Origin of the sequence: Bacillus sp. HMSC036E02, assembly GCF_001836235.1 — a bacterium.
GTDB classification, from domain to species: Bacteria; Bacillota; Bacilli; order Bacillales; family Bacillaceae_G; genus Bacillus_A; species Bacillus_A cereus.
The window spans coordinates 222665-236113 of sequence record NZ_KV827831.1 but is presented as its reverse complement, the minus strand read 5'-3'; the positions used below and the strand labels follow the sequence as shown (position 1 = coordinate 236113).

Genomic DNA, 13449 nt, shown 5'->3' with positions numbered 1-13449 from the left:
TTATTCACTCTCCTTTTTCACTTGTAATATAGTACTATGCCTCTTTATAACAACGACTTTTTCTCCAGCATCAATTGAAGAATCTGCAATAGCTGTCCAAGTATCTCCATCCACTTTCACAATACCATTCGCTTCATTTGTAATCGCTTGCATAACAATCCCTTTTTTACCAACAAGCATATCTACTGTATCAGTAAAACCTTTTGCTTCTCGAAAGTTTTTTGAAATTCTTTTCGTAAAGAATGTCAAAGTTAAACTCACAATTGCACCAACAGTAACTTGTAACAGTAGTGCATCAGGAGCAAACAAAGCAATAAGACCTCCGACAACAGCTCCAATTCCAAGCCAAAGCATGTAAAATGTAATCGACAACATTTCTGCGATAAATAAAATACCAGCTATTATAAACCAAATTACCCAAGCAGCCATATGCAACCCTCACTTTCTTTCTCATTTTCTATATGTATATGAAGAAAAGAATGGTTTATCCGCCCTTTCTTACACTTGGGCGTTTGCTACAAGCTATTGTACATACTCACTGTTACAATGATCATTAATATAATACTATATCAATATATTCTTCATTATACATGAAAATCCCTTTCAAAAAGTGACAAAAAATTAAATTCTTTAAAAATTTTAATTTTTAAATTACAATTATTCTAATTACTAAATACTATTTTTTATAGAGGTGATAATCTTATTGAGAAACCTGTCACTAATCTACTATTTAGGTTCCAAAATATGCATTACTCTCGCTGACATCGTATATGTAATGATTATTACAACTCATATTTATATAGCAACTAAATCAGCTACTATTACTGCTCTTTTTCCATTATTACAAGTTATCACAAATCTAATTGCTAACATCTCTGCACCACTTATAATAAATCGTTTTCCATCTTATACGCTGTTATATACCCTCCAATGGCTGAAAACAGTCTTTTTACTATTATTAATGATTTTGTTCCCGGTCTTATCCACAAACATTATAGCTCTATTAACTTTTATTTTTGTCATTTCATTATGTAGTGGGTGGGGTGCTCCGTTATTATACGGTATTCTCCCGCGCCTTACACCGAAAGAAAAATTAGTAAAAGTAAATAGTATCTTTTCCTTTTCAACACAAATTGTGCAAGCCGTTGCTTATTCATTTACGAGTATTGTCGTTCTTCTCATTGGCGCTACTTCTACACTCATGATTAATAACATTTTAATGATTTTCGGATGCATTGCATTACATTTTTCATTACGTTCCATACATACTGAAAGAATAGCAGATTCTCCCTCTTCCAAAAGTACTGTTTTATTGGAAGGTTGGAAACTCCTATTTCAAAATCCTTCTCTCCGTACCGTTACATATATGGACTTAATCGAAACTTTCGCAGGGACAATATGGATTGGTGCTATTACGATGGCATACGTTACGACTATCCTTCATAAGGGCGAAGAATGGTGGGGATATATTAATACAAGTTATTATGTTGGCACGTTAATCGGTGGTCTATTAGCCTGGAAAATGAGTTCCTATATTCAAAACAATTTAATACGATCTATGTCGATTGGCTCTCTTATGTTTAGTATTCTTACATTTTTATACGGTATGACAAGCAGCGGATTTATTGCGCTTTTTCTATGTGTTCTAATGGGACCATGTTATCAAATTAGAGATATTTCCCAAACGACTGTTTTACAATCAAGTGTCGCCCCTGCTTTATTATCCAAAATGTATACAGCACATGGTGCACTTCTTTCAACAGCCTCTGGACTATCTATGCTTAGCATTGGCATTATTACTGATATGTTCGGTGTTCGTACAATTTATATCATCGCTTCTATTCTTATTTTATGTTCCGCTTGTTTATCTTTTAGTTTATTAAAATATCATAAGACAGAGCAGAACGATATTTCACTTTAATCACTAAAACAAAGAGGACAGGGATTCCTGTCCTCTTTGTTTATTCTATTCATGATAAGTTGGGGATTTTTCTATGCTTTGTCGCTTGTTCAAAAGCATAAGCTAATTTAATTAATATCCCTTCACTAAAGGCAGTGCTTGCAATGGTAATTCCAAAAGGCCTCCCGCTTTCCATATACCCTGCTGGTATTGCTATAGACGGATAACCCGCTTTTGCACATATAGTAGAACCTATATAGGAAGGAAACAGTATCGCATCAAGATTATATTTTTCCAATGCAAAATCAATGCCTTGTTCTTGAGAAAAATATATATCTTCTAATCTCGCATTTAAATATTCTGGATTTCGTAACGTATTAGGAAAATCTTTTCTTCCCTCTAACTTAGTTTGTCCATATTTTAAAGCTCTTTCTGCTATGTTTTTATTAAACTCCATTAACTCCGAAATAGAATGTACCGGGATAGTAGAAGGTAATTTAGAAAGATAGTTATCTAAACTATGCTTCAGCTCATAAAGCGGAACTCCCCAGCTCCATTCTCTATGAAAAGAAGGAATATCAATATTTTCTACTACTGTCGCTCCTTCATTACGTAATACTTGAATCGTTTCCTTAAACAAGATTTCATCATACTCACCATTTTCGTAATAATCTTTTGGTGCATCGTTAAACACACCAATCTTCGCTCCATTTAAACCATTTGCATCAAGGTAAGATGTATAATCCCGATATGCCCTATTTTCACTTTTTCGAGTAACTACATCTTTCTCATCCACTCCAGTTAAACTCCCTAGCAAAATAGCAGCATCTGTTACCGTTCTAGCAAATGGTCCAGCTGTATCTTGTGAATAAGTAAATGGAATAATTCCCCTACGACTAATTAAACCGACAGTCGGTTTAATACCTACTACAGAATTTTGAACAGCGGGGCTCAAAATAGAAGCATCGGTTTCTGTCCCAACAGATACTACTGTAAAGTTAGCAGCAACTGCTATCGCAGATCCTGTACTAGATCCGCCAACAAACATATGATCCTTGCCCGTTCCGTATGGATTGATTGTTTGACCACCTCTTGCACTATATCCAGCCCACATTTCAAAAGACATTGCATTTGCTAATTCTGTCATATTCGTTTTTCCAATTATCACTGCCCCTGCTTCTCGCAGTTTAGTAACAAGAAATGCATCTTCACTGCTTATATTTTGTTCTAGAGCTATTGTACCTGCACTTGTATGCATGGAGTCATTCGTTTCAATATTATCCTTAAGCAAAACAGGTATTCCATGCAATGGTCCCCTTACGCCTTTTGTCTTTCTTTCATAATCTAACGCTTCTGCAATAAAAATAGCATCTGGATTGATTTCTAAAATTGAATTGATTTTCGGTCCGTCTTGATCATACTTTGCGATTCTATAGAGATAATACATTACTAGCTCTTTTGAAGTTAACTTTCCAGATTCCATTTCATTTTGAATATCTTGAATTGTTAATTCCTTTTTTAAGATTGGATTAAACTGAATTTCCATTTATATTCTCCCTTATATGAACTTTTTTAGCGTATAACCCTTAATTTTTCAATTTTTCACCTCAACACATCCTAAATTAATATCCCTTTAAAGAAATTCAATATCCTTATTTAAACACCTTTAATTTCCCGAAAAATAAAAATAGTCTGAAACGCATTAACCTTCGCTTCAGACTCTTACATTACTGTGCGTATACTTCATCTAACAAATGTAAAAACTCACCTTGTTTCCCAGCTAATTCAGGGCATTTTGCAATATCAACCCATTCGTAACAAAATACTAATCCTTTATCTTCCTCACCAGCACTTACAATATGTTCCCAAGTATCCTTTACATCTGTTAGTAAAGTTACATGAAAAAAGTGGCGTTTTTCATATTCCTGTTTTTCTTTCATATGTATGATGTAATCTGCTAAAAAACGTTCTATGCATAAATGACGCAATCCGGATTCTTCCTGTACTTCACGCAATATAGCCGCTTCTAACGTTTCACCTTCATTAACCGTTCCTCCTGGCACTTGAATACCAGCTTCATGTATATCACGATGTTTAAAAACAAGTAATTGCATAACCCCCTCTTTTTCTCTTGTAATATATGCATGTACTTTTTTCTTATATAACATCGTCATTATACGTCTCTCCCCTCAATCATTTACTCTGTTACTTCTTCAAGCGTCAGTTGATTATCATACAAATATGTAGCTTGTGGATTTCCCACATACCTTACGTGCCATGGTTCATACCGATAACCCGTAATCGTTTCTTTCGCTTTTGTGTATCGAACAACAAAACCAAATTTATGGGCATTTTCAGAAAGCCACTGACCTTCTTTCGTTTCCCCAAAAACCGTCTCTAACTGAAATTTAGCAGATTGAGACGTAATATCCATAGCTAGTCCAGTTTGATGCTCACTTGTGCCAGGAACCGCGCTAGACATTGCTGTTTTTGCTTCCCCGTCTTGTTTTTTATACATCGTATTTAATGCTTTTTGTCGATCAAAAGATCTAAATCCAGAAACTGCAAAAAGAAAAATACGCTCGTTGTCAGCCTGCTGAAACATATCCTCAAGCGCCCTCGCTGCCTCTTTTCTCATCTTTTTCTTTTCTTGATCACCTTCACTAGAGTAGCGCACTTTCGGAATAACTAAATCTGGCGGTCTATACCCATCTGGTAAACGCCTACTTTTATTTACAAGTACAAGCATTGAATTCGGATTATTAATTACCGCAATATCCCCATCCATATTAGCAATCGTTTCTTTCGCTTTCGGAAATATGCTATTTACACTTACTTCCCGCGCCTGCTTATCCTTATACATTTTATAATTGATTCCTGCTACTCCAATAATAATTATTGCAGCTACAATACCAAGTAGTGCCCATCTTTTTTTCATATAACGACCTCTTATTTTAATAATTTGGCCATTTCATACTCATCGATGCCCTTTCCATCGATAATAAGAGCAGCTTTTTTGACACCTTCTTTCTCAAATCCAGCTTTTTTATATAGTGCCTGAGCTCTTGTATTGTGGGCCATTACTGTTAATTCTAAACGCCATACATCATGTAATTTTGCCCACTTCTCAACCTCTTTAAACAATCTCGTCCCAATACCTCGCCCGCTATACTCTTGCAAAATACCAATTACAATGCTTGCCACATGCCTCTTTCTTTGAATGTTATTTCCATTCACTAATATAAAACCTACTATTCTCTCATCTTCAACTGCTACAAATATTGTTGCATATTCATTTTCCATAAATCGATGGATCATTTTTTCTTGTTGCTCAGCTGTAGTTTTCCTTTCTCCTGGTTCATATAGCATAAACTTCGTTTCTTCATCTAATTGCTTACTTAATTGCAAAAATGATGCTGCATCTTCTATTTCGATTTCCCTAATCACTTCAATCACCCTACCAGTTTCATAATAAAAAGTTTTCCTTATAAAAAGATTTTCTCTACTTTCCCGAAAATTCCTTTGTAAATCTCCTACTATAAATTGACAAATTTCGATATTACTATAACAACGACAAATTATGTCTATTCTGTGACGTCTCACCATTACAAAGAAAAAACGCAAGCATTACACTTACGTTTTTTCAAGATTGAAGTGCGCTAATAATTATCGATAGATGTCCTGGCTAATTCACGTTTCACTTTATCCATTCACTTTTTCTGCCTGCCAAAAATATTCACCAAATGCTTTAGCAAGTGCATCAATTGATCGATTCAATTCTTCCTCTGTATTATCTACACCGCCAACTTCAATTAATATTGCTTGTCCTGATAGGTCTTGATTATAGATTCCATTTCCTGTCTGGAACCCTTTTTGAATGACCCCACGGCTCACTCCTGGATATTTCTTATTAATCGCCTCATGTAAAGCTGTCGCTAATTGTAAGTTTTTTTCATAGTTTTTATTTCCTTTCCCTACTACAAATGCAAGCTTTGCATATGACTTATCTCCAATTGTTTTTGTCGTTACATTCTTTCGGGCACTATCACGATGCAAATCAAAAAAGTATTGAAGATCTTTATTTCCAGCCATAGCTTGCTGCACAATTTCTCGTGACATTTTATACGAACTATTACTGTTTAAACCTTTACTTATTAACTTTTGACCAACATCACTCTTATCGTTAGTAGCTCCAATCCCTTCACCTTCTAGTTGTTCACGGAAACGATCTCCTAATATAGAAATATTCGATACAGAACTCGTTGCTTTATTCGGATTCGGGTCATTCGTTAAGTTAAGTAAAGGTAAATAAGATTCCCAGCTATGTGTATGATAAATAAACGCAACTTGTCTCTTCCCAGTCGTTTGGGACGGCTGTTTTTTCTCTTTACTCGTATCTTGTTTAGGTACTTGTCCAGTTCCACTAGTCCGTTCCTTCACCACTTCTTCAAGAGGAACACTCGACTCTATCGGTAAGTTAGAATAATTTGTACCCTCACCCGCAATAACAATTTCTGTATCGTACTTACCAAACCCCGGGAGCTCTTTCCCGACGAAACTGCGTACATCATTAAAGCGAATATTTGTAGCCATAGAAAAGAGAAAAGAAGAAATTGAAAAATCTTGATTCAAATTTCGATACTCCTGTGTAAAATAATGATTCTCTTTTCCAAGTACATACATGTAACCATTCATCGATAACTCATTTAACCAATTATATAAATACGTTGACTTTGTCTCTTTCATAGAGGTTACCATCATACTAATAAGAAAAAAAGTCGCTAGCATTGTAGTAATAACAAATAAAACTAACTTACGCATACTTGTAAACTTCATAAAAAAAAAGCCCCGATTCATACTATCACCTCTCTATTTCAAGTTATGTACAAGCCCTAGAGAATAGACCGTTAAAATTTCGGCTATATTGTTAATGAGGTGAAATGAATTGAAGCTATTAATAGGAATATTACCAATTGCTCTATCATTCATTTTTTATTTGTCCGCTAAGCAACCAAAAATCGCTATTGTGCTACATATTTCTGCGTACTTGGCACTGTATGTACTCGGTATAATTATTTCCATTAATATATACGATGTTTTAATACAAGATTTAGTTTTCATGACGAGCATTCATGGAATTTTACTGAATCCATTTTTCCTTATTGCAGGAGCGTATATAGGAACATACACTTTGTACCTACTTTTGTCTCACATTATTATGAAAATAAAAAATGGAGCGTAATGAAATGCAACCACCATTTATCTGTCATACATGCAAAAAAAGAATTGTGAGAAAGAAAGACCTTATTACAGCCACATGGTACTTCCGCTTTTATTTATTTCACAGTGATTGTTTTAAACGACAGCAAGTGTTTATCTCACGATTTCTCCCTGTGAATACACTTTTCAATTTCTTTCTTATTATATATGGACTTATTTTTGGCAGTATTCTTATGATTACAGAACCATCTATTATTTGGCTGACTTTCTTTTTTCCCATTTTTTATCGGTTTCTTTCTTATTATTATGTTGAACGTTTTTTCTCTACAGAACGCGTAGACTGACCTCTCGGAATACTTAAACATTCCCACTCATTTTCTTTTAACATCTTCCCAATGTAAATAATCTGACCAATATGCAATGCATAATGAGCAATTTGCCTTTCAATTGCTTGCATGACAGTATGTGCTTCACCGCGAATGTATACCGTCTTCAATAAGTGTTCCGGCGTTAAAGTATTCATCGTATTAAAAACATATTTCCATCCTTCTTGCCAAGCTATAAGGGTTTCTTCTTTTGAGTGATAGCATCCTTCAAATTCACCATCTCGATTACGATCTGTTTTTTCACCATCAGACGTTAAAAAATCCGTCCATCTAGAACGCATATTACCGTGAAGATGCTTAATAATAATCGCTATACTATTTGTTTCTTCATGAGAAGACCATTGTATTTGTTCATATGATAATTGAGAAAGTGCCCGCTCCCCTTGTTTCTTTGTTGCTTTAAAGTTCGAAATCGCACATTGCAAATATTCTCGTCCGATATCCATATTAGCCCCTACCTTCACCCTAGCTAATTTTTGTTCCATTTGGCAATTTCATATTAGGCTGAAGTAACACAACATCATCAGCTTCAGGAACACCACCAAGCACAAGCACTTCTGATTTGAATCCAGCTACACGCTTTGGTGGAAAGTTTACAACAGCAACGATTTGTTGACCGATTAAATCTTCTGGACTATACCTTTTCGTAATTTGAGCACTTGACTGCTTTATCCCGATTTCTCCAAAATCTATTGCTAGTTTAATCGCTGGTACTCTCGCTTCTTTAAATTCCTCTGCATGTATTACAGTTCCAATTCTCAAATCCAAATTTAAAAAATCTTCAAAATTAGCCATTTATCATCCCCCCCAATTATTACTTAGACAAAATACAAAAATCCCCTTCAAAAAAAGAAAGGTGCCTAAGCACCTTTCTTTTGTAATTCACTTGATTCATTTGATTTATAGAAGAAGAAACCGAGAATCCCGCCAATACATGATGGAATTAACCATCCGATTCCTTCGTTATATAACGGTAACATTTGTAGTACATTAGAAATCGCGTCAATTTTAATTTTCGCACTTTCTAAACCGTTAAAGAAACTAATTAACAATGCACCTAAAATAGCTCCAATATAAATTGTATTACGCTTCCCAATCCACTTATGGAAATACGAAAGTACAATTAATACGATTGCAACTGGATAAATGATCATTAACACAGGTAATGTTACTGCGATTAATTGTGTTAAACCTAGGTTAGATACAATTAAACTAAATACACATACCATTGTTACAATCGTTTTATGCGAAAGTTTTGGGAATAAGTTTGTAAAGAAACCCGCACACGCAGATGTTAACCCAACAGAAGTTGTTAAACAAGCGAGTATAATAACAAGCCCTAATAAAATTTTACCACTCGTCCCATATAGCTCATTTACAACATTCGTTAAAATAAGACCACCGTTTTCTGAGATACCAAGTGATGTACTTGTTGAACCAAGATAAGCAAGTGATAAATAAATTAACGTTAAACCAAGTACAGCAATAATACCTGATACTACTGTTATTTTTGCAATTTGACTACTCTCTTTTATCCCTTTAGAGCGGATAACTTGTACAACGACAATTCCGAATACGAGCGCGCTAATTGCATCCATCGTTAAATATCCTTGAATAAATCCACCAAAGAAAGCATTTTCTTTGTAAGCAGCTAACGGCGCAGCTGGCTCTCCAATTGGATCAATAATTGCCTTTCCGACAATAACAGCCACAATTAATACTAATAATGGTGTAAGAAACTTTCCGAACCAATCCACTAATTTAGATGGATTTAATGATAAATACCACGTTATTCCGAAGAAAACTATCGTGAAAAGAAATAGCATGTACCACTCTGAAACCATTGCCTCTGATAAAAAAGGCTTCATACCCATTTCAAACGAAACAGCTCCAGTACGAGGAATCGCGAAAAATGGTCCAATTGCTAAATAACTAATCAATGGGAAAATAAACGCAAATATAGGGTGGACTCTAGAAGATAGCGCTTTCAAGTCCCCCTCTACAAACGCGACAGCTGTTACAGCTAGTAGGGGTAATCCGACTCCCGTTACAAGGAATCCTATTGTAGCAATCCAAACATTCTCTCCTGCTTGTTGACCTAAAACTGGCGGAAAAATTAAATTTCCTGCTCCTAAAAATAATGCAAATAGCATTAAACCAATTGCTACCGTATCACCTGGCCTTAAACGTCCCTTCATGCTCTTCATTTGCATAGCACTTTTTCATTGTTTATCTCTATATTTTACAATATGCTATGCATCCTCCTCTCTGCTCAAGATGATAAAATATGCCCCTTACAAAGCAGTGTCTTTCTCCATAATTTCTCCATTCCCCTTATTTTTACTCTAATCATTAATATAATTATTATTTTAATTTTTGATTTTTTTGAATTTTTAAATCGTTAGAGTGTTATTACGTGGAGTATAGTTGTCAGACCTCTTTGTTTTTATCACACATATAGTAACATATTTAGTTGCAAAATAAAAACATATTTTCAAATTGATTTTTTTGAAAATCGAAATTATCTACATTTTTTATTCTCTTACACAAATATTGTTATAATCTCACCTATTATTCGATCGTTATTTTCAAATAACTTTATACACGTAACATACAAAAGCCATCTAATATAATTTAGATGGCTTTTGTATGTTACTCTATCGTTTCAACTTCGCGTGGATTTTTCATCTCTTCCACATACACAACTCTAAATCCGTGATCTTCTAAATCTTTCAATAATGTCTCTAATTCACCGTCGTTAAACTCTTCTCCTAATGTAAACATAATTCTACGAACTAATAAGGCATCATTATCAAAAGTCATCAAACTTTGAATACCAGTGTATTTCTTTAAAACTGTCGATAACTTTTGGATTGCTCCATTATAGTCTTGCGTTCCAATCATGACAGAGTATTTACTAGAGTGAACACCCCATGCATCCTCTAATAACTCAAAAACTTTTTTATGCGTTAAAATTCCAAGGAAAACCCCTTTTTCATCAACTACTGATAAATAAGGCAATTTTTTTATTGTAAAAAATACTTTAAAGAAAGATGAATCTTCTCTCACAAATCCTTCTTTATCGTTTAATAATTGTATTACACTCTCATCAAGTGATCCTTTATATTCTAAAATATCTACTTTATATATATTCCCTAAAAATTTCTCTTTTTTTTCATCTAAAACTGGTACACAACGATACCCCGTTTTATTTAAATGCTCTAACGCTTCCCCTATCGTAATCGAACTTGAGCACAGTAAAACTTCCCTTTTCGGCACGTAATTCCCTTTAATCCTCATAAAAAGCCTCCTTATGTTAAAATACTTTCTGTGCCATAACTATATTATATTTTCAGAAAAAAATAAATAATTTATTTTATTTTTCTGAAAATTATTCATTTTCTTGTCATAATTTATTCATGAATCCTTCACTTGCATATTTTTGCTATCAAATCTTCTCTCTGAATTACTGAATGAAAAATATATTGTAACTTCTTTCAAAAAAAGCTAAAATAAGAATAAGAATTTTCTGAATATTCTAAGAGTAGGTGGTTATATGTCCTTATTACGCTCACATATATGTAAATTTATAATTGGTATTATTGTTATTTTTTCCATAAGTCCTATTCCAGCTCTTTTTATTACACACAATTATTCTTATCAAAATGGATTTATTAGCATTTTTCAAAACTTCGCACAGCTTTCTTCTATATCAATTCCAAAGGTTGATTGGATGCATGAATCTATCTTTTTCTCAGCAAACCAAATGATACATACTTCTAATCATTCAACACCATTATTCCCTTACATATGGGAAATATATTTTATATCGATTGTTCGTTTTACTTTTACCCTTGCGATCGGATTTTTCATAAGTTTGGGTATCGGCCATTTATTTTTCAAAGTACCTAACTCGTTTAAAAAGTTTACTACTGTATTGAAATGGATTCCTTACTCTTTTTGTACTGTGGTATTACAATGTTCAGTCTTATTACTACTTCTATACGTCGCACAATTTATAAACCTTCCTTACTACTCATCATTTATCATCGTATGTAGTACTTCCATGATTATCGTTATGCAAGCAGTAAAAAAATGGATTCCTTTCTTAAAAAACACAAATGAATATGAAATAAAACATGATTCTTTTCTTGTGGATACATTGTTTTTGGCGCTTACTTCGAATCATAAATCAATTTTAGGTTCCATTATTCTTTCATTCGTTTTTATGGAATGCGTTTTTCATGCAAATGGACTGTTACAATTTATCGTTCAATTTGGCGGAAATTCACCCATAATTGTTACAATCGGCTTATTACTACTCTATATCCCATATAGCATACTTTCTTTCCTTCAAACACTATGGACCACAAACTACTCCAAGCAACAGTCATACACTTTAACGAGAAGTGTTCCAAAACCTTAATTTAAAATAACCCTCTATAATCTAAAAGTAGGGGGTTATTCCTTTTGTATAGCGGACAAAATAACAGCAAATTCAAAAACTATTACAGAAACATACCAATATTTACCCTTTTCCTTTGACTATTCTTTTCATTTGGATTTATTATAAAAGTATAACATAATTGCAGGAGGTGACATCTTTATTCCAAACCTTGGAATGGAGAACACGCTTGGACATATTAAATATTTTTCTCATCTTTGTACTTATTCTTATTTCTGGCTTTTTCGTTGCATCAGAATTCGCTGTTGTAAAAGTACGAAAAAGTCGAATTGACCAACTTGCAAATGAAGGTAATAAACAAGCTTTAGCTGCAAGAAGCGTCCTATCTAATTTAGATGTTTATTTATCAGCTTGTCAGCTCGGAATTACAATCACTTCTTTAGGGCTTGGTTGGCTTGGTGAACCGACTGTGGAACATATACTACGACCGCTCTTTGAAAAAATTAATATTACTGGAACAATGGCTAACACTTTATCTTTTGTTATTGCTTTTAGTGTTATTACATTTTTCCACGTTGTATTAGGTGAATTAGTTCCAAAGTCTTTCGCAATTCAAAAAGCAGAAGCAATCACACTCAAATTTGCAAGACCGCTTATTTTATTTGATAAAATTATGTACCCATTCATTTGGCTACTCAATAGTACTGCTATATTTTTCACAAAATTACTTGGATTAGAACCTGCGAAAGAAAGTGAACTTGCTCATTCTGAAGAGGAATTGCGACTCATTTTAGGTGAAAGTTTTAAAAGCGGTGAAATAAACCAAACCGAATATAAATATGTAAATAACATTTTTGAATTTGATGATCGAGTTGCAAAAGAAATTATGGTTCCTCGTACCGAAATGATTTGCTTATCTACTGAAAATACGTTAGAAGAAAATATGGATATCGTCGCTACTGAAAAATATACACGCTATCCAATTATCGAAAAAGATAAAGATGATATCATTGGGATGATCAATACGAAAGAAGTATTCCATGATCAAACGAAAGGTATTTATAAACCACTTGAATCTTATATACATCCTGTTCTAACTGTATTTGAAACAGTTCCAATTCGTAAAACGTTAGTCCATCTTCAAAAAAATCGCGTTCAGATGGCAATCGTTATGGATGAATATGGTGGTACTGCCGGACTTTTAACAATGGAAGATATTCTTGAGGAAATCATTGGAGAAATTCAAGATGAATTCGATGCGGATGAATCACCTATGATTGAAAAGCGTACACCTAAGCTTACTGTTTTAGATGGAAAGGTGCTTATTTCTGAAGTAAATGATATGTTTGGCCTACATATTGATGATAGTGATTTAGATACAATCGGAGGATGGCTTCTTTCTCAAGCAGTTGACTTAAATATTGAAGCTGGCTATTCCATTGAATATGCTGGTTTTCAATTTAAAGTATTAGAACTTGATGGACATCAAGTCAAAAAAGTTGCTGTACATAAACTAGATATTAAAAAGGAGCTATAAA

The 13449-nt window shown here is 33.8% G+C and carries 15 protein-coding genes; 5 read left to right on the top strand and 10 right to left on the bottom strand.

Annotated features, from left to right (window positions below):
- Window positions 1-429 (bottom strand): NfeD family protein, encoded by a 429-nt coding sequence (locus HMPREF2590_RS10550; RefSeq protein WP_000741974.1) that lies wholly within the window; start codon window positions 427-429, stop codon window positions 1-3.
- 274 nt (window positions 430-703) lie between these two features.
- Here HMPREF2590_RS10550 and HMPREF2590_RS10545 point away from each other — a divergent pair, with 274 nt between their 5' ends.
- The gene (locus HMPREF2590_RS10545) at window positions 704-1921 is read left to right on the top strand and encodes an MFS transporter (protein ID WP_001245222.1); all 1218 of its coding nucleotides are present in this window, start codon (window positions 704-706) and stop codon (window positions 1919-1921) included.
- A gap of 49 nt (window positions 1922-1970) precedes the next feature.
- Here HMPREF2590_RS10545 and HMPREF2590_RS10540 read toward each other — a convergent pair whose 3' ends face one another.
- The 5 genes from HMPREF2590_RS10540 to spoIIP form a co-directional block, all read right to left on the bottom strand.
- Window positions 1971-3446, bottom strand: a complete 1476-nt coding sequence (locus tag HMPREF2590_RS10540) for an amidase family protein (RefSeq protein WP_000405398.1) — start codon at window positions 3444-3446, stop codon at window positions 1971-1973.
- 181 nt (window positions 3447-3627) lie between these two features.
- Complete coding sequence (locus HMPREF2590_RS10535) at window positions 3628-4074, bottom strand: NUDIX hydrolase (protein WP_000178289.1); 447 nt, start codon at window positions 4072-4074, stop codon at window positions 3628-3630.
- A 23-nt stretch (window positions 4075-4097) separates the two neighbouring features.
- Complete coding sequence (locus HMPREF2590_RS10530; protein WP_000747647.1) at window positions 4098-4838, bottom strand: M15 family metallopeptidase; 741 nt, start codon at window positions 4836-4838, stop codon at window positions 4098-4100.
- Window positions 4839-4849: 11 nt separating this feature from the next.
- A complete protein-coding gene (locus HMPREF2590_RS10525) occupies window positions 4850-5347 on the bottom strand; it encodes a GNAT family N-acetyltransferase (protein ID WP_000617574.1) in 498 nt (165 codons plus the stop codon).
- A gap of 255 nt (window positions 5348-5602) precedes the next feature.
- Window positions 5603-6757, bottom strand: coding sequence for a stage II sporulation protein P (gene spoIIP, locus HMPREF2590_RS10520; protein ID WP_001079280.1), 1155 nt, complete (start codon window positions 6755-6757; stop codon window positions 5603-5605).
- 88 nt (window positions 6758-6845) lie between these two features.
- Here spoIIP and HMPREF2590_RS10515 point away from each other — a divergent pair, with 88 nt between their 5' ends.
- Together HMPREF2590_RS10515 and HMPREF2590_RS10510 are read left to right on the top strand one after the other, a co-directional pair.
- Window positions 6846-7142, top strand: coding sequence for a hypothetical protein (locus HMPREF2590_RS10515; RefSeq protein WP_000770734.1), 297 nt, complete (start codon window positions 6846-6848; stop codon window positions 7140-7142).
- Window positions 7143-7146: 4 nt separating this feature from the next.
- Window positions 7147-7464, top strand: coding sequence for a hypothetical protein (locus HMPREF2590_RS10510; RefSeq protein WP_002098535.1), 318 nt, complete (start codon window positions 7147-7149; stop codon window positions 7462-7464).
- Here the strand turns inward: HMPREF2590_RS10510 and HMPREF2590_RS10505 are convergent.
- The 4 genes from HMPREF2590_RS10505 to cbpA all read right to left on the bottom strand — a co-directional run bounded on the left by HMPREF2590_RS10505 (window position 7425) and on the right by cbpA (window position 10806).
- Window positions 7425-7991 carry a DUF1572 domain-containing protein gene (locus HMPREF2590_RS10505; RefSeq protein WP_000435829.1) on the bottom strand — a complete coding sequence of 189 codons (567 nt, stop codon included), beginning with the start codon at window positions 7989-7991 and terminating at the stop codon, window positions 7425-7427. The genes HMPREF2590_RS10510 and HMPREF2590_RS10505 overlap by 40 nt on opposite strands.
- Entirely contained in the window at window positions 7972-8301 is a 330-nt protein-coding gene (gene csaA, locus HMPREF2590_RS10500; protein WP_001263016.1) for a chaperone CsaA, read from the bottom strand. Before csaA ends, HMPREF2590_RS10505 begins: the two co-directional genes overlap by 20 nt.
- Window positions 8302-8366: 65 nt before the next feature.
- On the bottom strand, window positions 8367-9704 hold the full coding sequence (gene brnQ4 / locus HMPREF2590_RS10495) for a branched-chain amino acid transport system II carrier protein BrnQ4 (protein WP_011110049.1): 1338 nt from the start codon (window positions 9702-9704) through the stop codon (window positions 8367-8369).
- 454 nt (window positions 9705-10158) lie between these two features.
- Entirely contained in the window at window positions 10159-10806 is a 648-nt protein-coding gene (gene cbpA, locus HMPREF2590_RS10490; protein WP_001220526.1) for a cyclic di-AMP binding protein CbpA, read from the bottom strand.
- Window positions 10807-11062: 256 nt separating this feature from the next.
- On the opposite strand from cbpA, the gene HMPREF2590_RS10485 reads away from it, so the two are divergent.
- Together HMPREF2590_RS10485 and HMPREF2590_RS10480 are read left to right on the top strand one after the other, a co-directional pair.
- A complete protein-coding gene (locus HMPREF2590_RS10485; RefSeq protein ID WP_000055263.1) occupies window positions 11063-11932 on the top strand; it encodes a hypothetical protein in 870 nt (289 codons plus the stop codon).
- A 208-nt stretch (window positions 11933-12140) separates the two neighbouring features.
- Window positions 12141-13448 carry a hemolysin family protein gene (locus HMPREF2590_RS10480; protein WP_000353738.1) on the top strand — a complete coding sequence of 436 codons (1308 nt, stop codon included), beginning with the start codon at window positions 12141-12143 and terminating at the stop codon, window positions 13446-13448.
- The last annotated feature ends 1 nt before the right edge of the window (window position 13449 follow it).

Coding starts and splice junctions, on each gene's coding strand:
- HMPREF2590_RS10540 (WP_000405398.1), bottom strand. CDS start 3,446: ATGGAAATTCAGTTTAATCCAATCTTAAAAAAGGAATTAACAATTCAA.
- HMPREF2590_RS10530 (WP_000747647.1), bottom strand. CDS start 4,838: ATGAAAAAAAGATGGGCACTACTTGGTATTGTAGCTGCAATAATTATT.
- HMPREF2590_RS10550 (WP_000741974.1), bottom strand. CDS start 429: ATGGCTGCTTGGGTAATTTGGTTTATAATAGCTGGTATTTTATTTATC.
- HMPREF2590_RS10505 (WP_000435829.1), bottom strand. CDS start 7,991: ATGGAACAAAAATTAGCTAGGGTGAAGGTAGGGGCTAATATGGATATC.
- csaA (WP_001263016.1), bottom strand. CDS start 8,301: ATGGCTAATTTTGAAGATTTTTTAAATTTGGATTTGAGAATTGGAACT.
- HMPREF2590_RS10485 (WP_000055263.1), top strand. CDS start 11,063: ATGTCCTTATTACGCTCACATATATGTAAATTTATAATTGGTATTATT.
- brnQ4 (WP_011110049.1), bottom strand. CDS start 9,704: ATGAAGGGACGTTTAAGGCCAGGTGATACGGTAGCAATTGGTTTAATG.
- HMPREF2590_RS10535 (WP_000178289.1), bottom strand. CDS start 4,074: ATGACGATGTTATATAAGAAAAAAGTACATGCATATATTACAAGAGAA.
- cbpA (WP_001220526.1), bottom strand. CDS start 10,806: ATGAGGATTAAAGGGAATTACGTGCCGAAAAGGGAAGTTTTACTGTGC.
- HMPREF2590_RS10510 (WP_002098535.1), top strand. CDS start 7,147: ATGCAACCACCATTTATCTGTCATACATGCAAAAAAAGAATTGTGAGA.
- spoIIP (WP_001079280.1), bottom strand. CDS start 6,757: ATGAATCGGGGCTTTTTTTTTATGAAGTTTACAAGTATGCGTAAGTTA.